General features: G+C 71.8%; 17 protein-coding genes. 5 read left to right on the top strand and 12 right to left on the bottom strand.

From position 1 onward, the window contains the following. Positions 1-55 precede the first annotated feature (55 nt). The 7 genes from P5G46_RS06790 to P5G46_RS06760 all read right to left on the bottom strand — a co-directional run bounded on the left by P5G46_RS06790 (position 56) and on the right by P5G46_RS06760 (position 8756). Positions 56-1600 carry a GMC family oxidoreductase gene (locus tag P5G46_RS06790; protein ID WP_408905296.1) on the bottom strand — a complete coding sequence of 515 codons (1545 nt, stop codon included), beginning with the start codon at positions 1598-1600 and terminating at the stop codon, positions 56-58. After that, complete coding sequence (locus tag P5G46_RS06785) at positions 1597-2976, bottom strand: alpha/beta fold hydrolase (RefSeq protein ID WP_408905295.1); 1380 nt, start codon at positions 2974-2976, stop codon at positions 1597-1599. Before P5G46_RS06785 ends, P5G46_RS06790 begins: the two co-directional genes overlap by 4 nt. 167 nt (positions 2977-3143) lie before the next feature. Beyond that, on the bottom strand, positions 3144-4046 hold the full coding sequence (locus tag P5G46_RS06780) for an SDR family oxidoreductase (RefSeq protein ID WP_239276880.1): 903 nt from the start codon (positions 4044-4046) through the stop codon (positions 3144-3146). Positions 4047-4130: 84 nt separating this feature from the next. Continuing rightward, the gene (locus tag P5G46_RS06775) at positions 4131-5225 is read right to left on the bottom strand and encodes a glycosyltransferase family 4 protein (RefSeq protein WP_375095243.1); all 1095 of its coding nucleotides are present in this window, start codon (positions 5223-5225) and stop codon (positions 4131-4133) included. Beyond that, positions 5222-6325: a glycosyltransferase gene (locus P5G46_RS06770; protein WP_375095244.1), complete on the bottom strand. Its 1104-nt coding sequence runs from the start codon at positions 6323-6325 to the stop codon at positions 5222-5224. The genes P5G46_RS06775 and P5G46_RS06770 overlap by 4 nt, the downstream gene beginning before the upstream one ends. Continuing rightward, positions 6322-7242, bottom strand: a complete 921-nt coding sequence (locus tag P5G46_RS06765) for an NAD-dependent epimerase/dehydratase family protein (RefSeq protein WP_239276877.1) — start codon at positions 7240-7242, stop codon at positions 6322-6324. The genes P5G46_RS06770 and P5G46_RS06765 overlap by 4 nt, the downstream gene beginning before the upstream one ends. A gap of 74 nt (positions 7243-7316) precedes the next feature. After that, positions 7317-8756, bottom strand: a complete 1440-nt coding sequence (locus P5G46_RS06760; RefSeq protein ID WP_408905294.1) for an oligosaccharide flippase family protein — start codon at positions 8754-8756, stop codon at positions 7317-7319. A gap of 31 nt (positions 8757-8787) precedes the next feature. Here P5G46_RS06760 and P5G46_RS06755 point away from each other — a divergent pair, with 31 nt between their 5' ends. Then, positions 8788-10110, top strand: coding sequence for an O-antigen ligase family protein (locus tag P5G46_RS06755; RefSeq protein WP_239276875.1), 1323 nt, complete (start codon positions 8788-8790; stop codon positions 10108-10110). Positions 10111-10122: 12 nt separating this feature from the next. On the opposite strand, the gene P5G46_RS06750 is transcribed toward P5G46_RS06755, so the two are convergent. The 3 genes from P5G46_RS06750 to P5G46_RS06740 form a co-directional block, all read right to left on the bottom strand. Then, complete coding sequence (locus tag P5G46_RS06750; protein ID WP_408905293.1) at positions 10123-11271, bottom strand: nucleotidyltransferase family protein; 1149 nt, start codon at positions 11269-11271, stop codon at positions 10123-10125. Positions 11272-11464: 193 nt separating this feature from the next. Then, the gene (locus P5G46_RS06745) at positions 11465-12718 is read right to left on the bottom strand and encodes a D-arabinono-1,4-lactone oxidase (RefSeq protein ID WP_408905292.1); all 1254 of its coding nucleotides are present in this window, start codon (positions 12716-12718) and stop codon (positions 11465-11467) included. Positions 12719-12775: 57 nt separating this feature from the next. Further along, positions 12776-13933 (bottom strand): ROK family transcriptional regulator, encoded by a 1158-nt coding sequence (locus P5G46_RS06740; protein ID WP_408905291.1) that lies wholly within the window; start codon positions 13931-13933, stop codon positions 12776-12778. Positions 13934-14117: 184 nt separating this feature from the next. On the opposite strand from P5G46_RS06740, the gene P5G46_RS06735 reads away from it, so the two are divergent. The 4 genes from P5G46_RS06735 to xylB all read left to right on the top strand — a co-directional run bounded on the left by P5G46_RS06735 (position 14118) and on the right by xylB (position 18831). Beyond that, the gene (locus P5G46_RS06735; protein WP_408905290.1) at positions 14118-14603 is read left to right on the top strand and encodes a glutathione peroxidase; all 486 of its coding nucleotides are present in this window, start codon (positions 14118-14120) and stop codon (positions 14601-14603) included. A 445-nt stretch (positions 14604-15048) separates the two neighbouring features. Then, a complete protein-coding gene (locus P5G46_RS06730) occupies positions 15049-15945 on the top strand; it encodes an esterase/lipase family protein (protein ID WP_408905289.1) in 897 nt (298 codons plus the stop codon). A 101-nt stretch (positions 15946-16046) separates the two neighbouring features. Beyond that, complete coding sequence (gene xylA / locus P5G46_RS06725; protein WP_239276869.1) at positions 16047-17234, top strand: xylose isomerase; 1188 nt, start codon at positions 16047-16049, stop codon at positions 17232-17234. Between the two features lie 205 nt (positions 17235-17439). Then, a complete protein-coding gene (gene xylB / locus P5G46_RS06720) occupies positions 17440-18831 on the top strand; it encodes a xylulokinase (RefSeq protein ID WP_408905288.1) in 1392 nt (463 codons plus the stop codon). Here xylB and P5G46_RS06715 read toward each other — a convergent pair. Continuing rightward, positions 18795-19574 (bottom strand): hypothetical protein, encoded by a 780-nt coding sequence (locus tag P5G46_RS06715; RefSeq protein WP_408905287.1) that lies wholly within the window; start codon positions 19572-19574, stop codon positions 18795-18797. The genes xylB and P5G46_RS06715 overlap by 37 nt on opposite strands. A 52-nt stretch (positions 19575-19626) precedes the next feature. Beyond that, positions 19627-20393: FAD-dependent oxidoreductase (locus P5G46_RS06710; RefSeq protein WP_408905286.1), on the bottom strand; the 767-nt coding region annotated here is incomplete at its 5' end.

Below are 20393 nucleotides of genomic sequence, written 5' to 3'. Positions count from 1 at the left end.
CGCCCTCCCGCGGGCCCAGCGAACGTGTGCTCTCGGCGACGGTGGATGCCAGGCCTCAGGCGGCCAGGAAGCGGTCGGCGGTCCGCAGCGACAGGGCCATGATCGTCAACGCGGGGTTGGCGGCCAACGCCGAGGGGAAGACGCTGTTGTCGCAGATCCACAGGTTCGGGACCTCGTGCGAGCGACCGTCGGGGTCGACGACGCCGTCGCCGGGGTCGGCCGACATGCGGCACGTCCCGATGGTGTGCGCCGACCGGGCGAGCACCAGGGTCTCGCGCGCGCCGGCGGCCTCCATCACCCGCTGCAGGAACGCGGTCGCGTGCCGCGTCATCGCCTGCTCGTTAGCCCCCGCCGTGAAGGTCACGTGGGCGCGGGGGATGCCGAACTCGTCGGTCTCGTCGGAGAGCACGAGGCGGTTCTGATCCGACGGGAGGCAGTCGCCGTTGATGCCGATGCCCGCCATGTGCTGCGCCTGCTCGAGGCGCTGCATGAGGTCGCGTCCCCACAGGCCGCCGCCGCGCGCGAGCGTCGTGGCGAAGGTCAGCGGCATCACGCCGAGGCTCTGCACGAGGTACCCGCCGGCGAAGTCCGCATCGGCGGGGCGCAGCATGTCCTCGGTGATGAGCGCCGACGGGTAGCCGCGGTGCCCGCGCACGGGCTCGTCGAACCGGCCCCACACCTGCGTCGCGCCGTGCGCGAGGAAGTTGCGGCCCACGTGTCCACTGCCGTTCGCGATGCCCGTGTGCAGCAGGAGCCGCGGTGTCTCGACGCCGCCGGCGGCGAGGACGAGGGACCGGCATCGCTGGCGTACGTCCACGCCGTCCTGGCGGTACACGACCGCCGTCACGTGCCCGCGGGCGTCGAGCTCGATGTCGTGGACCATCGCCTCGGCCCGGATCTCGGCACCGTGCGCCACCGCGGCCGGCAGGTAGGTGTTGGCCGTGGTGGCTTTGGCATCCACCCGGCACCCCTGGTGGCACGCGCCGCAGTTGATGCACGAACGGCGTTCGCCGTGATGGTCCTGCAGGCGAGCGCGGGTCAGCACCGCGGCCGGCGCGTCCGCCCACCGGATGCCGAGGGCCTCGCACCCGCGACCGACGAGGTTCGCCGGGGCGTTGCGGGCCGGTGGGGCGTAGGCGTACGAGCGGTCGGCGTCCCACGGGTACGGCGTCGGACCGGACACGCCGATGTCGCCCTCGACGCGGGCGACGTACGACAGCAGCTCGCCGGGATCGAGCGGCCAGTCGCGGCCCTCGCCGGTCTCGCTGCGCAGGCGGAGGTCGCGGGCGTCGGGGCGCGGGCTGAACGCCCCCCAGTGCAGCGTCGACCCGCCCACGCCGCGACCGCTGTTGTTGGGGCCGAACGCGGTGGCGTCGACACCGCCGCTGAGCCGCTCGGACATCCAGTTGATCTCGACCGCCTCGGTCTCATCCGGGGTGAAGTCGTCGAGGTCGAAGTTCCGTCCCGCTTCGAGGGCGACGACCGACAGTCCGCGTCGCGCGAGCTCGGCTGTCAACGGGGCGCCGCCGGCACCCGTCCCGACCACGACGACGTCGACGATGTCATCGGTGCCGTGGGTGCGCATGTCGGTGAGGTTCATGCGGCGTCTCCCGTCGCGATCGTGCCGCCGACGTCGGCGGGCTCCCAGTCCTCGCGTCGTCCGAGCTCGAGGTGGACGTAGCCCCGCAGAGGCTCGCGACCGCCGGTGGCGAAACCGTCGAAGCCGGTGCGCGCCATGCTCGCGGGGTGGGCCAGCCACTGGCGCACGAGGTCGACGCGCGCATCCTCGAGCCACGCCGCGAGGAGGTCGGCATCCAGCTCCCCCTCGGCGGGGCCGTCGCCGTCGATCGCTGCACGCAGCACGGTCTCGCGCTCGATCGGGTCCGTCGGCCACACCGCCGCGAGGGTGTTCAGCCCGCGCCGATACGCCTCGGGGTCGGGCGGCAGTCCTTCCGGTCGCCACCCGTCTCCCTCGCCGCGGGCCAGCTGCGCGTCCACGCGCGCGGCGATATCGATGGCGGGGCCATCCTGCGGCACGACCAGATCCGCGATCTCCCGCAGAAGCGTCAGCTGCGCCAGGTCGAGCGCGCGCGGAGCGTACCCGCGATCGTCGGGCATCGCCCGGCGGTTCAGGATGCCACGGGTCCGGGCGTCCACGCGGTCTCCGGCGATCAGCCGAGCCCAGGCATCGGGCACCACGGGGCCGGCGAGCACCTCGTCGGCGACGAAAGCGGCGATGGCCGCGGCCGCTTCGGGTGCGCGTTCGAAGGGGATCATGTGCCCGGTGTCCGCGAGGGGGTGGAAGCGCGCACGGGGGTACACGTCGGCGAGGAGCCCGGGTTGCGCGGCGGCGCCGAGGTCGGTGTCGTCCTCACCCGCGAGCACGAGGACGGGCAGATCGAGGCGACCCACGTCGGCGCGGGCGTCGACACGGCTCCCCGTCTCGAGCCACGCACGCCACGCCGTCGGCGATGTGCGGCGCAGGTCGGTGAGAGCGACGCTGTGCGCACCGGGGTCGAGCGGCCGCGCGGTGTTCTGCGCGATGAAGGTCTCGGCATCCTGTTCCGAGATCGCCCCGTCGTCGACCCACGACAGCATCGCGGCGCGGCGCTCCTCGTCCATCGGCTCGGGCCGGGGCGGCGACGGAGCCAGCAGCACCATCCCGGCGAGGCCCGTCAGAGGCGCGGTTCCGTCGAGGACGCGCGCGGCTACCAGCGCCGCGATCTTTCCGCCCATGCTGTGGCCGCCGAGCATCCACCGTCCTCGCGCCCGCGCGGACAGGACGCGCACGACATGCTCGACCGTGGCTTCCAGCGAGGTGTCGGATACCGCGGCAGCCGAGCCGAACCCGGGAAGGTCGATGCCCTGCACGTCCACGTGTCCGGTCAGCGCGTCGCCGATCCGCTGGAACGACCCGCTGCTCGCCCCAAGAGCGTGCAGCAGATACAGGGTGGGGGAGGCGTTCGGGCTCGGCATGCCTTCACGCTTTCGCACCCCCGGGGCGGGCATGGGCCGGTTGCGCTTCCAGCCGTTTTACGCAAGGAGCGCATCTCCGGCAGATTCCGCGCGCGCGAGGGTCGAGGGGCGCCGGCCCGCGGCATCCGCCGGACGTGTGCGGGCCGGTGGATGCCGCGAGCTCGCGGTTACGGCGTGACCATGCCGCCGTTGACGTTGAGCGTCTCGCCGGAGACGTAGCTGGATTCCGCGGACGCGAGGAACACGAAGGCCGGCGCGATCTCGGCGGGCTGTCCGGCGCGCTGATAGGTGCTCTCGTCGTCGAAGTGCTCCATCTGCTCGTCGGAGACGCCCTGGCTCACCTGCAGGGCGGACCAGGTCGGTCCGGGGGCCACGACGTTGACCCGGATGCCGCGCGACGCCAGTTGCTGCGCGAGCCCCTTCGACAGGTTGTTGATGGCGGCCTTGGTGGCGGCGTAATCGAGCCGGTCGGGGGCGGGGACGTAGGCCTCGAGCGAGGCGGTGTTGATGATCGTGGCGCCCTCGGGGAGGTGCGGCAGCGCGGCTTTGGTGATCCAGAACGGGGCGAACACGTTCGTGCGGAACGTCTGCTCGAACTGCTCGTCGGAGAGGTCGTCGACCTTCTCGACCATCACCTGCTTCCCGGCGTTGTTGACCACGATGTCCAGGCCGCCGAGCGCCTCCACGGCGTCGGCGACCAGGGCGCGGCACGCGGCGGGATCGGTGATGTCGGTCGCGATCGAGACGCCGGTGCGGCCGGCATCCCGAATCTGGGTGAGGACGTGGTCGGCGTCGCGCTGCTCATCGGGCAGATGCACGATCGCGACGTCCGCCCCCTCGCGCGCGAAGGCGATCGCGACGGCGCCGCCGATTCCGGAGTCGCCACCCGTGATGAGCGCCTTGCGGCCGACGAGTCGTCCGAGACCGCGGTAGGTGTTCTCGCCCAGGTCGGGGACCGGCGTCATGTCGGCCTGCACGCCCGGCTCCGGCTGGTGCTGGAGGGGAGGCTCGACGCGCGAATAGCGGGTGACGGGGTTGTCGAAGGTGTACTGGTCGCGTTCGGTACTCATGTCCGCGACAGTACGGCGGGTCCTTTCCGATCCGGGCTCCCTTGACGTCGATCGAGGGAGCTCCCCACGTCATCCGCAGACGAGTCAGAGCGGGGCCCGCGGGGACGTTGCGTCAGCGAGGCCCTCGCGGGCGAGAACGTCGTCGAGCACACGCGAGACGCGCGCGGCCGAAGCCCGCCACGAGTACTGCGCGACGTTGCGGTGGCCTTTCGCCACGAGCCGGTCGCGCACCCAGGGGTCGTCGATGACGGTGGCCATGGCGCGCGCGATGTCGTCGACGTCGTACGGGTCGATGTAGAGCGCGGAATCGCCGAGCACCTCCGGCATCGAGGCGGCGCGCGCGGCGATCACGGGACACCCGCACCGTTGCGCCTCCAGCGGAGGGATACCGAACCCCTCGTACAGCGAGGGGAACACGAACGCCAGCGCGCCCCGATACAGACGCGCGAGTTCGTCGTCATCGACGCGGCCGACGAAGCGCACCCGATCGAGGTCGTCGCCGTAGTCCTGGCGGGAGAAGCTGCGCGCCTGCCCTCCCACCACGCGCAGTTCGACATCGGCGTGAGTGAGGGAGAGCCGGCGGAATCCCTCGATCATCCGCGCGAAGTTCTTGTGCGCGTTGGGCGAGGACACCGCGAGGAGGTAGCGGCCGTCTTCGGCTTCTTCGTCGGGGCCCTGGGGGCGGAACCGCTCATCGGCGGCGTTGGCGATGACCGTGAACGCCTCGGGCGCGACACCGAAGTGCTGCGCGATCTCGTCGCGAGAGAAATCGCTCACGGTGAGCAGGTGCGCGCTGTGCGCGATGAGGCGCGGCACGACCACGCCGTACAGCGCGCGGAAGCGGCGCCCGAAGCTCTCGGGATGCCGGACGTAGGTGATGTCGTGATGAGTCGAGATCTGCGGGCGGTACCAGACCGGACCCGTGCTCGCGAGACCGAGCAGCAGAGCGCGTCGGCGGCGAGCGAACAGCGGCAGATCGATCTGTTCCCACGGGTGGCCGGTGAGCCTTCCGACCCGGTGCACCGCGGCCGGGTCGAGTCCGGCGAGATCGGTGGCGTCTCTCGGAGCCGCGAGCAGAATGTCGGACCGCAGCGTCAGCAGCTCTCGAGTGATCTCGGTGGCGAAACGCTGGATGCCGGTCGTCTTCTGGGTCAGGAACCGGGCGTTGACGACGATCACACCGCACCCGATCGGTCGCGCGCGACGGACCGCCGATACAGCTCCAGCGAGTCGCGCCCGAGCGCGTCGTCGATGAGACCGCGACGTGCCCACTGCAGGGCCGCGTCGGACATGCGCCCACGGAGCGCGGGGTCATCGAGCAGACGGCGCGTGGCCCGGACAAGTTCTTCGTCGTCGGCGCAGACGAAGCCGGTGATTCCGGGCTCGACACTGTCACGGTTGCCGATGGCATCCGACACCACGGCCGGGATGCCGTGCGCCTGGGCCTGAATGAGCGAGAGGGACATCCCCTCCCACAGTGTCGGGAACAGCAGGACGTCGATGGTGTCGATGAGCTCGGCCAACCGCGCGGGCGAGACCCACCCGGTGACGCGGACGGGCGAATCGCCGAACCATCGCCGCTCGTCGCGGTCGCTTCCCCCACCGATCCAGAGGAAGTCGGCCCGGTCCGTCAGGGCGCGTGCCACCGAGGCGAAACGCCACGGCGCCTTCTGCGCGGTGACGCGGCCGATCATGCCGACGACCGGGCGCCGATCCGGATCGACAGCCCGCGCCTGGCCGCGGACGGAGGTGGAGGGGATGCCGGTGCGCAGCACGTGCGCGCGCGGGGGCCGCAGGGCGGTTTCCGCGAGGGTGTACTCGGAGGGTGAGGTCAGCGCGAGGGTCGAGTGCCGCGCCAAGACGCGCTCGAGACTCCGGATCCCGTGCCGCACCGGCGCCGGCACGTCCAGGCGCAGGAAGGCGAATCCGTGGGGCGAGTAGAAGACGCGGTCGGCGGGGAGCATCCGCCGGAGTGCGAGGCGGCCAACGGCGCCGGCGTAGCTGGAATGGAGGTGGACGACGTCGACCTCGGCGGCACGGCGCGTGACCGCGGTGGACAGGGCGTGCAGATCGCGAAGGCGGCTCCCCGTCGAGACGCGTTCGAGTCCCACGCGGGGATCGAACCGCCCGCGCAGCGCCGCGTCGGACGGGGTGTCCGGGCGCGGGGCGAACAGCACATCGACCGCGGCGCCCTCCTCGGCCTGACGCCGGGAGATGCTGTCGACGAGGCTCAGGACCCCGCTGCTCATCGCCTCGGTCACGTGCAGCACGCGGGTCATCGCGTCGCCATCTCGGTCCACGTGTGGGCGATCCCCTCGGTGAGTGTCCTGTCGTCGTCGGCGCCGTACTCTCGGCGGAACCGCGACACGTCGAGGACGACGTGATCGACGAACGTCGCGGGTTTCGGGACGACGGCCACGTCGAAGTCGCGGCCGACCACGGAGCGGATCGCCGCGAAGACCTCGGCGACCGAGTGCCCGTGGCCGCTGCCGAGGTTGTACGCCCGGTAGCGGGGACGGGTGTCGACCATGCGGAGGATCCGGGCGACCAGGTCATCGACGTGGATGTAGTCGCGGACCATCGAGCCGTCACCGACTTGAATCACCGACTCGCCGCGCCGGATGCGGTCGAGCGTCAGCGGGATGATTCCCTGGCGCTTGGCGGGGCTGGCGTGCGGCCCGTACGGGTTCGAGATGCGCAGGGCCACGGCATCCAGTCCGGCGGTCGTGGCGTAGTAGTCGAGGTAGCGCTCGACCGTGAGCTTGCCGATGCCGTACGGCGATACCGGAGCGGGGGCCGTGTTCTCGTCGAAGACGCGGCGCCGCTGCGGGCCGTAGATCGCGCCGCCGCTGGAGGCGTAGAAGACGCGCTGCACACCGGCCGTCACGCACAGCGACAGCAACTCGATGCTCTGGCTGACGTTGGTCCGCACATCGACGGTGGGCTCGCTGTCGGCCGTCGCGGGCGTCGTCGTCGAGAGGAAGTGGAAGACGTACTGCTGGCCCTCCACGGCGGCGGCCAGGTCGGCCGTGTTGAGGAAATCGCCGGCGGCGATTCGAATGTCGGGCGACGAGAAGGCGCGACTGCCGCGACTGTAGCGATCGAAGCCCGTCACGTCGTGGCCCGCCTCGGCGAGGGCGTCGGAGAGCCGCGCACCCAAGAACCCGTTGGCGCCGATCACTAGGCATCGGGCCATCAGCGCCGATCCTCGGTGGCGGGGGTGCGCGGCATGGGGGTCTTCCGTCGGTTCGGTGTCTCGGGCGGCGCGGGTCAGCGGCGCCGTGCGAGGTCTCGCAGAAAGCGGAGGTCCCGACGGGCGACGAGGACGATCAGCGCACCGACGACGATGGCCCACGTCGCGCCGATCGCGAGCAGGCGTGTCCACGCGTCGAGCGGGGTGAAGAAGCCCGCGTCGACGAGGGATGCCACGACGCACGCGGTCACGAAGACCGCGACGGGGCGCGCACCCGCGCGCGCCAGCGTGGCCGATGCGATGCCGGCGCGGGGCAGGAGAAGGAAGGCGGCGAGCCACAGCACGACCTGACCCGAGGTCATCCCGATCGCGACGCCGACGGGCCCGATCGCCGACAGCGCGAGGACGAGTCCGATCATGAGCGACCGACCGATCGCCTCGCTCGTCAGCAGCAATCCCGACCGTCCGGTGGCGACGAACGCCCAGTACTGCGGGTATCCGAGGGTCTGGAAGAGCGCGCCGACGGCGAGGATGGGGACGAAGACCGCGGCACCGGCCCATTCGCGGCCGAGAACGACGGTGATGGCCGATTCCGCCGTGGCCGTGAACAGACTCAGATACGCCAGGGCGGGGTAGCTCAACAGCGTCTGATAGCGCGCCAGCCGGGCGACAAGCGGGGTGGGGTCGGTGGTATCGGCAAGGCCCGGGATCACGACGCGGGTCAGTGGAGTGATGAGCTGGTCGATCGGAAGATTCACCAACTGGATCGCCCGGCTGAAGAGTCCGACCGCCCGGTCGGTGGTGGTCCCGCCCAGCATGATGATTCCGACGTTGGTCGAGGCGTAGTTCAGCGCGTGCACCACGAACGTGTGGCCTCCGAAGGTCAGCAGGCCGCGCATGTCGGCTCCGCGGCGGGGGAGACCCGGATGCCACGGGGTGAGCCCGATGACCAGCGCGAGGGTCACGAGAGCTGCGACCGTTCCTTGCGAGGCGATGGCGAGATAGCCCCCGCCCAGCAGGGCGAGAACGATCGCCGTGCCGAGTCCGACGAGATCCCCGCTCAGCTCCGCCGCGGCCAGGCGGCCGAGTCGACCCGACCGGTTCAGCTCGACGCGGAACTGCGCACTCGCCGACCGCAGCACGAACGCCGGTGCGAGCAGCGCGAGGACGATGACGAGACGGTCGTCGCCCACGGCCGCGCTCACCGGTACCGCCGCGGCGAGGACGATGCCGGTGGCGAGCACCCCGATCGAGGTGTTCGTCCAGAACAGGTTCGTTCGCTGCTGTGCATCGAGCGTGGGGGCGCGCAACGCAGCCATGCTCAGGCCGAAGTCGCCGAGGACGGCGGCAAGGCCCGCCACCGCGGCCCCGATGGCGACGATGCCGAACTCCGCCGGACCCACCAGTCGGGCCAGCACCACGATCCCGGCGATCTGCGAAAGGTACCGACCCCACTGCGCGCCGAGGAGGAAGGCCGCGCCGCGGCGACGCGGCGAGACGACGGAGCTCGAGGTCATGGTGCTCCTCTCGGGTTGTACGGTGTCGGCCGTGAGCACGCTAGCCAGTCGAGGACCCGCGACCGTTCCGCCGTCCGCGGCGCCGAACGGGTTAGTCGACTCGCTCGGGGCGCGGCGCATCATGGTCGTGCTCCTGTGCGCCTACTCGCTGGTGGGTCCGCTCATCGAGACGCTCGTGACGGACCGGTCGGCGTACATCGAGGGCAAGACCGCCACGGCGCCCGCCGCCGCGGCGATCGCCGAGGTCGGGAGCATGCTCGTGCCCGCCGTCGCGGCCTCCGCCGCGCTGCTGTTCCTGCTGTTCTCGCAGGTCTCGGGGCCGGGGCTGCTCGTGGTCGTGCTCCCCGGTCTGCTGCTCGCGGCGAACGAGTTCCTGCACGGCAGACCCCCGAGCCTGGGGTTGCTGTTGACGGCAGCCGGAGGCGTTCTCCTGGTGACTGTGCGGGTGAAACCGCCCGATCTCGTCGTCCTCGGCTATGTCGGAACCGCGGTCGCCGCGGGATCGATCGTCGCGATGTACGTGGACCCGTCCTCCGTGCTCATCTCGGGCGGTGTCGGACTGTTCGAGAAGTCGATCACCGGGGCGCCGCTTCTGGCGGGGATCTTCTCGCATTCGAACATCCTCGGGATGTTTCTGGCGTTCACCTTGCCGTTCGTGTTCCTCATGCGCGCGTGGCCGCTGCGATGGCTGTCGTTCGGGGTCATCGTGTGGGCGCTGATCCTGACGTCGTCGCGCACGGCCCTCGTGGGAGCTGCCGTCATGGTCGCCGTCCTCCTGCTGTCTCGTCTGCTTTCCCGCGTAGCGTTCGTCGTGGTCAGCGGAGCGGGAGCCGTCGTTGCTCTCATCGCGGTGATCCTGCTCCCGTTCCGCGAGACCGACCCCCAGGCGTTCACCTACCGCGGGGCCATTTGGATTCACAGTCGCCAGGCGCTCGGCGACAACGGCGTGTTCGGCCTCGGGGCCCACTGGTACGCCGACAACTACCTCGCGCTGCGCGACACCCTCTCCAGCGCGGCCAGCCACGGGCACAACCTCGTCCTCACCACGCTCATCCTCGGCGGCGCCTTCGTGCTGGCCGGGTGGCTCGTCGTCATCTTCCTCGCCTTCCGCGGAGCCGCCAGCGATCCGGTGAGATCCACGTCGGTCGTCGGTGTCGCGTTCGTTCTCGGACTGCTGGCGATCGGCGCGACCGAGACCCCCTACGCCCTCGTGGGGTGGGGGCCGCTGTCGGCATCCGTTCTCGTGCCCCTGTTCGTCCTCGCGACGCGCCCGTGGATCGAGCGTGACGAGCTCGCCGCGCAGGCCCCTCCGACGACGCGCGCTGAGGCGCGCCGTCGACAGAGGAACCGCTGACTCGGCGGTCCGTCACCGACGGTGCGGAAGCAGGCCGCGCGCGCCCCGCAGCAGACGCCGCCACCGCACGATGTTCGGGTTCGTCGAGGCATCCGCCGCCTGACGAGCCGAGGCGAGCGCGATGTCGTCGGGGGGCCACACGAAGCGCCACAGCACTCTGAGTCGGACCCGCCACGGCTCCTCGCCGAGCGCCCGCCAGTAGGCCACCGCCCTGTTGCGGGCACCGCGCCATTGCCAGTCGCGGGGCCGCCCGCCCGCGTGTGCGTCGAGGATCTCGTCGGGAAGCAGCCCTGCGAGCTCCGCTCGCAGAACGGGCACCGCGCCGAGCTCGCAGGCCCGTTCCGCGCTCCCTTCCGCGGCGGCGAGCATGGCCGACGCACTGTGCGACGCGGCCGCGGATCGGGCCCCGGCCCCGATCTCCGGACGCACCGCATGCACGGCGGCGAGCACCGCGTGGGTGTCGCGCCGGGGGATGGCGACATCGACACCGGCGTAGGTGACGACGGTGCGCCACCGCGAGGCGATCGCGAAGGCGTCCTCGTCGTCGAGAGCGAGACCGGGGATGCGCCGGTGCACGTCGATCTCGCACCCCCACGACGGCGGTGTCATCGTCGCCGTATGGTGCACCGAGGTGCCCCGCCACGGGTCGGGTTCGCGATGCCACCCCCACGCGCTGAGCGCCTCGGCCAGCGCATCCCAGTGCCGCGGGTGGCACCAGACATCGACGTCGCCGGAGTGCTCGCGTTCGCGCAGGCCCTGGTGGTGCAGCGCGGGTCCCTTGATGAACAGGCACGGGATGCCATGGGCCGCGGCGACGCGCGCGGTCACGGCATACACGAGTTCATGCACCGGTGAGGACAGCACCGGTTCGGGGAGCCGGGTGACCCGGTCGGGGTGCGCGGCATCCGGCGAGGCGATGCCGAGCGTCTCCATGTCGTGGAGCATCGACCGCTCCTCGTCGTCGCGAGTGTTCAGCGGGCCACCGTGGACGAGCCGCCGCCACAGTCGCGCCCCGGCGCCCGCCACCCACATCGCGTCGCCGGGGATCGCGGGTGCGACGAGGATCTCGATGTCCGAGCTGAACGGGGTCGACGCTCGGACGTCGAGAGCGCCGGAAGCGATGGCGACCCAGCCCGTCGGGGACGACGGCTGCGTAGGCATGGGGCCTTTCGGGCGGTGGGCGGGTGCGTCCACTCTGGACCGCCGCGGGGCGATCCCGCTGGCGAGCTCCGTGCCCGCCCCGCCGAGGAGCCCCCTCCTTCACCACTCGAGTCGCCCGATCGCGGCCTGCTTTTCACGTCACGTGCCGAGGATGTGCGCCGCTCCGAGAATCCGCGACCGGACGCGGGAGCCCTCAGAGACCGAGCGTCCGCTCCAAGAAGGCGTTGCGGAAGACGCCGTCCGGATCGGCCGCGCGGACGACCGCCGAGAAGTCGTCGGCTCGCGGGAGCGTGGCCCTCACATCGGACCCCGACAGGGTGAACGCCTTCCCCCAGTGCGGTCGCACGTCGAACGGGGCGAGAGCCGCTTCGACGCGGGGGAGCGCCTCCCGCACCCCCGGGGTGTCGTTGCGCCACGTGAAATGCACGGCGAGCACGTCTCGCTCGAAGGCGGGGCTGAGCCACAGGTCGTCGGATGCCACGGTGCGCAGCTCGCTCACGAGCAGCTGGTCCGTGAACGACGGCGCGATCGCGCGCACAGCCGTCAGCGCCTCGCGGGCCGAGGCGAGCGGGACGAAGTACTCCGACTGGATCTCGTCGCCGTCGCTCGGCAGGGCATCCGCGCGGAAGTGCGGCAGGCGCGTGTGCCACGGACCGGCGGTGCCGAGGGCGGTGGTGTTGTTCACTGTGCGGATCCGGCCGAGGTGCAAGGGCCCGCGCAGGGGCTCGCCCCCGAGGCCGCGCAGGACCGCGTCGGATTCGTCGCCATCGCTCGCCTTCACCCACACGAGGTCGTCGTCGGGATCGCCCCACGTGGTGAAGACACTCACGGAGCGGGCGCACGAGAGCACGCGATCCGGGTCGCCGGCGATCGCCTCCCAAGAGATGCCCGTGTACACCTGCGCGGTGACGAGGTACGTCGGCTCCGTGCGGAGCTCGACCGCCGTGACGACGCCCAGCGCCCCGAGCGAGAGGGCGGCGGCCGGGAACCACGCGTGCGCCCGGTCGAACCGCTCGATGGCGCCCGTGGCATCCATGATCTCCACCGCCGTCACGGCGCTGGACAGGTTGCCGTTGAGCACACCCGATCCGTGGGTCCCGGTCGCTGTCGCGCCGGCGACCGAGATGTGGGGGAGCGAGCCGAGGTTGTGCAGGGCGCGGCCCTCGGCCTCCAGCACCGGCGCGAGCTGCGCGAAGGTCACCAGACCCTCGACGCGGACGTGCTCCGCCGCGACGTCGATCGCGACCGGCATCCGTTCGAGCGAAACCAGCGCACCGTCGGTGTCGCCGACGTCGTTGAAGGTGTGCCGGGTCGCCTGCACGCGCACGGAACCGGCGTCCGAGATCGCCGTCGCCAGCTCATCGAGGTCGGCCGGGAGCAGGGTCTCCGCCGCACGGTAGCGGTGGTTCCCCGACCAATTCGCGCCGGCCGGTCGTGTCTGGATCATGGGTTCCTCCGTCGGTCCGGTTCCATCCTCCCCCCTCGCGGGGTGGGTGGCGGCCGTTCAGGGCGACGGGAAGAGCTCGGCCTCGAACACCGCCTCGGCCGCCCCGACGAGCAGCCGGTTCTCACCCAGCCCGGCCACGCGCAGGCGCAGATCCTCCGCGCACGCGGGCATCGTCTGGGCGCGGACGGCCGCGTCGAGCGCATCCATGTCGAGCGCGGCCACCGTGGCGAGGAAGCCGCCGAGAACGACGACCGCGGGATTGAGGACGTTCGCGGCGTTCGCGAGGGCAGTGGCGAGGATGCGCCGCTGACGCTCGGTCTCGTCCCGCACCGAGGGGGCGGATGAGGTGCGCAGCGCCTCGTCGAGGATGGCGTCGTCGGCCTCGTCGAGTCCGAGGACCGCGAGAAGACGCGCGCGGCTCACCTCGTCCTCCAGCACACCGTCCGTGGAGCGGCGGTCGGCCGGAGCGAGGATGCCGGGACGATTGCGGCCGAACTCGCCCGCGTATCCCCCCGCCCCGCCCAGCAAGACGCCCCCGACGATGACGGCGCCACCGATGCCGCTCGCGCCGCCATTGAGGTACACCAGGTCGTGCGCGCCGCGAGCCGCGCCGAACAGGTGCTCGGCGAGGGCGCCGAGGGCGGCGTCGTTGCCCACCCGGGTGGGAAGGCCCGTCGTGCTCGCGATCAGGTCGCCGATGGCGGCATCCGTCCATTCGAGGTGCGGGGCGGTGCGCACGAGACCGTCCGTACCGCGGACAGGACCGGGCACCGCCACGCCGACACCCACGAGCCGCCGGCCGCGCAGGGTCCCGCGGCGCCACGCCGCGACGCGCTCGCCGACGAGTTCGGCTGTGCGCTCGGGCGTGAGCAGCCGGGTCTGCGGAACCCGATCGCGCGCGACGAGCGTGCCGTCGAGGGCGAGGGCTCCGATATCGAGCGCGTCGACCTCGGGGTTGACGGCAATGGCGACGACGCGCGGGTCGGGGGCGACGGTCGGGGACGGGCGCCCCACCCGTCCCACGGGATCGGGGGCGCGCTCGAGGACGAGCCCGTCGCCGACCAGCTCGGCGACGAGATCGGCGATCGTGGAGCGGTTCAGCCCCGTCGCCTCCGTGAGCGCGGCGCGCGAGCGCGGGCCTTCGCGGTGCACCGTGCGCAGCACGAGCGCGAGGTTGGCGCGACGCATGCCGTCGCCCCTGCTCGCCGTGACCATCCGACCACTGTGCCACGCCCGCGCGTCCGGTGCGGGGCACCGCCGCGCCGTCGACGTCTCCCGCCCGGCACGAACGGCCGGAGAACGCGCCGCTGCCGAAGTCGTCGGTTATCGCGAACGGTTTGTCGCGAACGGTTTGTCGCGAACGGGCCCCGGCGCGGGCACCCGGTGCCAAAATCGGGGCATGGACCTCTCCGGCATCCCGATCACCACCATCCGTGGCGAGCAGACCACCTTCGGCGCCCTCACCGAGGGCAAGGCAGCGCTCGTGGTCAATGTCGCCTCCCGCTGCGGTCTCGCGCCGCAGTACGAAGCGCTCGAGGCGCTGCACAAGAAGTACGCGGACCGCGGCTTCACGGTCGTCGGTTTCCCGAGCAATCAATTCCTGCAGGAGCTCGGCGACGAGGAGAAGATCGCGGAGTACTGCTCGGCCACGTGGGGCGTGACCTTCCCGATGTCGGAGAAGGTCAAGGTCAACGGACGCCACGCCCACCCGCTCTACCGGGAACTCACGCAGACCCCGGATGCCGAGGGGAAGACGGGCCGCATCTCGTGGAACTTCGAGAAGTTCGTCGTCGCCCCCGACGGGCGCGTCGTGCGCTTCAGCCCGCGCACGCACCCCGACGCCCCCGATGTCGTCGCCGCCATCGAAGACGCGCTTCCGCGCTGACCTGCGTCGCGCGCCGCGCGTCGGGCGTTGCGCGCCGCCGCGTGTTCGGGCGTTGAGTGTCCAGGACGCGCGGATCGTGCGTCGTGGCATCCGCGTGTTGTGGACACTGAGCGGGGTGATTCGCAGGGGAGGGCGAGACGATCGACGGGGCGACGCGAGCGACGAGGGCGACGCCGGGCCGGCGTTGAGTGTCCAGGACGCGCGGATCGTGCGTCGTGGCATCCGCGTGTTGTGGACACTGAGCGGGGTGGGTTGCGCGGGGTGCGGCGCGGCGGGCGTTGAGTGTCCAAGACACGCGGGTCGTGCGTCGTGGCGTCCGCGTGTTGTGGACACTGAGTAGGGGCGGCTCGCGCGGGCGCGGCGGGGCCCCGGGATGGATGCCGAGCCGCCCGCGCCACCCGAAGGTGCCCGCGCAGCCCGAAGGCGCGTCGGTAATCTGGGCGCCATGACCGATGCCGTCGTCCTCGTCTCCGGTGGAGCCGCTGTCACTCCGTACACCGATCCGGAGCGCGCGGCCGCGTCCGGCCTCGCGGCGGGCAACACGATGACCGCCCTTCGCACGCACTTCCTCGACCGCGGCATCCGGGTCTTCACCGCCCCGGCCCGCATCGGGGCGGGAGAGGTGCGGGAGGATGCCGGCTGGCAAGGCTTCTCGGAGGTGCCGGTGGTGCTCCCGGCCGAGGTCACGATCAACGCCGTCGGCCGCGTCGATGACGCCGGTGTCGCGCTCGCCGGTTTCCTGCGGTGGATGGAGGCGGAGCACGAGCTGGGGAGCGTCTCGCTCGTCGGGCACTCGATGGGCGGGCTCTTCTCGCGTGCGGCGATCCGCGAGATGAGCGGGGATGGCCCGCGCGTCGACCGGCTGGTGACACTCGGAACGCCGTGGGACGGGTCGGTGCTGGGAGACTTCCTCGACGGCGAGATCTCCGAGGCCGACGCGAGGGGCGACCCGGCGACGCTGCAGATCTTCGCCGAGGTCCGCCCCTACGCCGACGCGAACTCGCAGGGCGCGGCGGCCGAGGTGTCGCGCCGCTTCCTGCGCGGATGGAACGACGCGCAAGCGGGGGTGCTGGACGGCATCCCGGTCACTGCCATCGGGGCGGGGTACTTCGCGGCGGCGACCGAGCCGCGGCAACTGTGGCCGCACGACGGGCTCGTCTCGCTGGCCAGCGGCCGCGCCGACGAGGTGCCCTCCGCGGTGCTGCCGCGGGTGGAGCGGCATTCGTTCCCCGACCACGTGCACAGCATCTTCTTCGCCGACGCGTTCGGCCTGCCGTGGGAGCGTGCCCTGACGTGGGATCCCGCGGTGTTCGCGGTGGTCGACGGAGCCCTCGAACTCTGACGCGGGGCTTTACGTCGTGGCATCCGGGGTATATGTTGTGAACACCAACAAAACCCCGTGCGTCGGCGAACCACCGTGCGCATCCATGCGAAGGAGCAGGAATGCCCACCCCCACCCGTGACGACAAGTTCTCCTTCGGTCTGTGGACCGTCGGATACAACGGCACCGACCCGTTCGGCGGACCGACCCGCAAGCCGCTCGACGTCGTGCACGTCGTCGAGAAGCTCGCCGAGCTCGGCGCCTACGGTCTGACCTTCCACGACGACGACCTGTTCGCGTTCGGCTCGACCGACGCGGAGCGCCAGACGCAGATCGACCGTCTGAAGGGCGCGATGGATGCCACGGGCATCGTCACCCCGATGGTCACGACCAACCTCTTCTCGGCCCCCGTCTTCAAGGACGGCGGCTTCACGTCCAACGACCGCCAGGTGCGCCGCTTCGCGCTGCGGAAGGTCCTGCGCAACATCGACCTCGCCGCCGAGCTCGGCGCGAAGACGTTCGTCATGTGGGGTGGCCGTGAGGGCGCCGAGTACGACTCCGCGAAGGACATCCGTCAGGCGCTCGAGCGCTACCGCGAGGCCGTGAACCTCCTCGGCGACTACGTCACCGACAAGGGCTACGACATCCGCTTCGCGATCGAGCCCAAGCCCAACGAGCCCCGCGGCGACATCCTGCTGCCGACCCTCGGTCACGCGATCGCCTTCATCGACTCGCTCGAGCGCCCCGAACTCGTCGGCCTCAACCCCGAGGTCGGCCACGAGCAGATGGCGGGGCTGAACTTCGCCGCCGGCATCGCGCAGGCGCTGTACCACGGCAAGCTCTTCCACATCGACCTCAACGGTCAGCGCGGCATCAAGTACGACCAGGACCTCGTGTTCGGCCACGGCGACCTGCACAACGCCTTCGCGCTCGTCGACCTGCTCGAAAACGGTGGCCCCGGTGGCGTCCCGGCGTACGACGGCCCGCGTCACTTCGACTACAAGCCCTCGCGCACCGAGGACGAGTCGGGCGTGTGGGACTCGGTCTCGGCCAACATGAATACGTACCTGCTGCTGAAGGAGCGCGCCGCGGCCTTCCGCGCCGACCCCGAGGTGCAGGAAGCCCTCGAGGCCGCGAAGGTGCTCGAGCTCGCGCAGCCGACGCTGAACGAGGGCGAGTCCTACGACGACCTCCTCGCCGACCGTTCGGCGTACGAGGACTTCGACGCCGACGCGTACCTCGGCGGCAAGGGCTTCGGCTTCGTCCGTCTGCAGCAGCTCGCGACCGAGCACCTGCTCGGCGCTCGCTGAGTGGTCCGGGGTCGGGAGCGCGTGGGGCGTTCCCGACCCCGTTCCCGTCGAGTGTCCAAGACACGCGGGTGCGCGCCGACGCGGACCGCGTGTCTTGGACACTGAACGGTAGGGGGCGCCGAACCAACAGGGCGGCGCCGCCCGAGGACACCAAACGGAATGAGGCGCCGACGCACAGGCGGGCCGGCGCAGAGGGAGGGTGAGCATGGCGCTCGTCATGGGGGTCGACTCGTCGACGCAGTCGTGCAAGGTCATCGTCGCGGATGCCGAGACCGGCCGCGTGATCCGCGAGGGGCGGGCGTCGCACCCCGCCGGCACGTCGGTCGATCCCGAGGCGTGGTGGATCGCGCTGCAGGATGCCATCGCCCAGGCGGGCGGACTGGATGACGTCGCGGCGGTTTCGATCGCGGGACAGCAGCACGGCATGGTCGTTCTCGACGCGGAGGGGCGCGTCATCCGCGATGCGCTGCTGTGGAACGACACGCGCTCCGCGCAGGCGGCGCGCGACCTCATCGCCGAGGTCGGCGCCGACGCGTACGCCGATCGCACGGGCGTCGTCCCGGTGGCCTCGTTCACTGCGACGAAGCTGCGGTGGCTCAGGGATGCCGAGCCCGACAACGCCGCGCGAGTCGCCGCCGTCGCCCTGCCGCACGACTGGCTCACGTGGCGCCTGCGCGGCTTCGGCCCGGGCAACGCCGACCTTTCCGAACTGACCACCGACCGCTCCGACGCCTCGGGTACCGCCTACTGGGGCGCCGACGGCTACGACCGCGAGCTGCTCGAGCGCGCGCTCGGCCACGACGCCGTCCTGCCCCGGGTGCTGGGGCCGTGGGAGAGTGCCGGAACGCTTCCCTCCGGCGCCCACGTCGGCCCCGGCGCGGGAGACAACGCCGGTGCCGCGCTCGGCCTCGGAGCAGGGGTCGGCGACGTCGTGGTCTCGCTGGGCACGTCGGGCACCGTGTTCGCCGTGACCGACCACGTCGTGCGCGACACCTCGGGCGCGGTCGCCGGATTCGCGGATGCCACCGGCCGATTCCTGCCGCTCGTGGCGACGCTCAACGCGGCCCGCGTCCTGGACGCCTTCGCGGGGCTCCTCGGGGTCTCGCACGACGAGCTCGGCGACCTCGCGCTGCAGGCCGAACCCGGCGCGGGCGGGGTCGTTCTCGTGCCGTGGTTCGAGGGGGAGCGCACACCGAACCTGCCGCACGCGCAGGCGTCTCTGACCGGCCTGACGCTGGCATCCACCACTCGACCGAACTTCGCCCGCGCGGCGATCGAGGGCATGCTGAGCGGTCTCGCCGTCGGACTCGAGGCCATTCAGGCGCAGGGTGTCGGGGTGCGGCGCGTGCTGCTCATCGGTGGCGCGGCAGCCAACGAGGCCGTCGCACGCATCGCGGCGCAGGTGTTCGATGCCGAGATCGTCGTCCCGGCCGCGGGGGAGTACGTGGCGCTGGGTGCCGCGCGCCAGGCCGCCGGCGTCCTCGCGGGCGGTCCGGTGGACTGGACCGTCGCGACGGCCCGCGCCGTCGACCCCGACCACCGCCCCGTGATCCGTCGCCGTTACGACGAGGTCGCCGCCCTGCGCTCCCGCGAGTAAGTCTCGCGATCGAGGGGACCCGGCGGGACGGCGGGCTGCACGCGCACGTACGAGGGCTGCCGCGCGGCGCGCACCCACGCGTACGCGCGCGCGCCGGGCAGCGGTCGCCGCACGGCGTCGAAGCGCAGGTCGTCGTCGTCGCGTCCCGGGGCGAGCCTCACCTCGAGCAGGGCGAACGGATGCCACGGGCCGCGCGGCCGCGCGTGGAAGAGCTCGAGCGTCCAGGTCGCCCGGACGTCGGCGCCGGTCAGCGCGCGCGGGTCCGTCGCCGGCGGACGCCCCGACACGGTGCGCGCGCCCAGGAGGACCGGGCCTCGCTCGCCGCGGTAGGGGAGCAGGATGCCGAAGCTCGCGCGCTCCGCCCGGCGGTGCGGCAGGAGTGCGAACCGTCCGGGCACGCGCCACCCGGTCGAGGCGAACTCGATGTCGGCGGGACCCCCATCGGTGTCCACACGCAGCGCCAACCCCAGGACGTCCGGCAGCGGCGCGGGCAGCCCGAGGGAACGGGACACCCGGGCCACGACCGTCCACGCACCGGGGGGCGCGTCGTCGATCCACGCGATGCCCGCGGGTGCGGCATCCGGCATCCGGCGTACCTCACCACGCAGAACCACGCCGCGGCTGTGGATCGGACGCGGGGGGCGGACGCGCTGAGCGGCGGCGAACCCGAGTTCGAGTGCCGCCCCGATCGTGCGGGCGATCGGGGCGCGTGACGGGCGCGGGATGCCGGTGGGCGGGGTCATCCGCCCATAGCACCCCGCGCGGGCGGAGGAGCCGAGGGGGTTGCGCGCCGCGTCAGGCGTTGATCATGTGACCGGTCAGCCCGTGGAAGGCCTCCTGCATCGCTTCGGACAGCGTCGGGTGGGTATGGACGTTGCGCGCGGCCTCCCACGCCGTCAGCTCCCATTTCTGGGCGAGGGTGAGTTCGGGGAGGAGTTCGGAGACGTCGGGGCCGATGAGGTGTCCGCCGATGAGTTCGAGGGTTTCGGCGTCGGCGACGAGCTTGACGAAGCCGACGGGTTCGCCCAGGCCGTTGGCTTTGCCGTTGGCGGAGAAGGGGAATTTGGCGACTTTGATGTCGTGGCCGGCGTCGCGGGCCTGCTGTTCGGTGAGGCCGAAGGAGGCGACCTGGGGGTTGCAGAAGGTGGCGCGGGGCATGTTGCGGTAATCGCCGAGGGTCTGGGTTTCGGCGTTCCCGATGGTCTCGGCCGCCACGACGCCTTGGGCTTCGGCGACGTGCGCGAGCTGGAGCTTGGCGGTGACGTCGCCGATGGCGTAGATGTGGGGGACGTTGGTGCGCATGTGGTCGTCGATGTCGATCGCGCCGCGCTCGGTGAGCTTCACGCCGGTGTTCTCCAGGCCGAACCCGTCGACCTTGGGCGCGAACCCGATCGACATCAGCACCCGGTCGGCGTCGATCGAGCCGTTCGAGCCGTCTTTGGCGGTGTAGGCGACGGTGACCTTGTCGCCGTGGTCGGTGACCGAGTCGACCTTGGTGGAGGTGAGGATGTCCACGCCGTAGCTCTTGTACTGCTTCTGGATCTCCTTGGAGACCTCGGCGT

Origin of the sequence: Microbacterium mcarthurae, from assembly GCF_046064585.1 — a bacterium.
Classification (GTDB): domain Bacteria; phylum Actinomycetota; class Actinomycetes; order Actinomycetales; family Microbacteriaceae; genus Microbacterium; species Microbacterium mcarthurae.
Note: the sequence above shows the minus strand (reverse complement) of the source record. Positions and strands in the feature narration are given on the sequence as shown.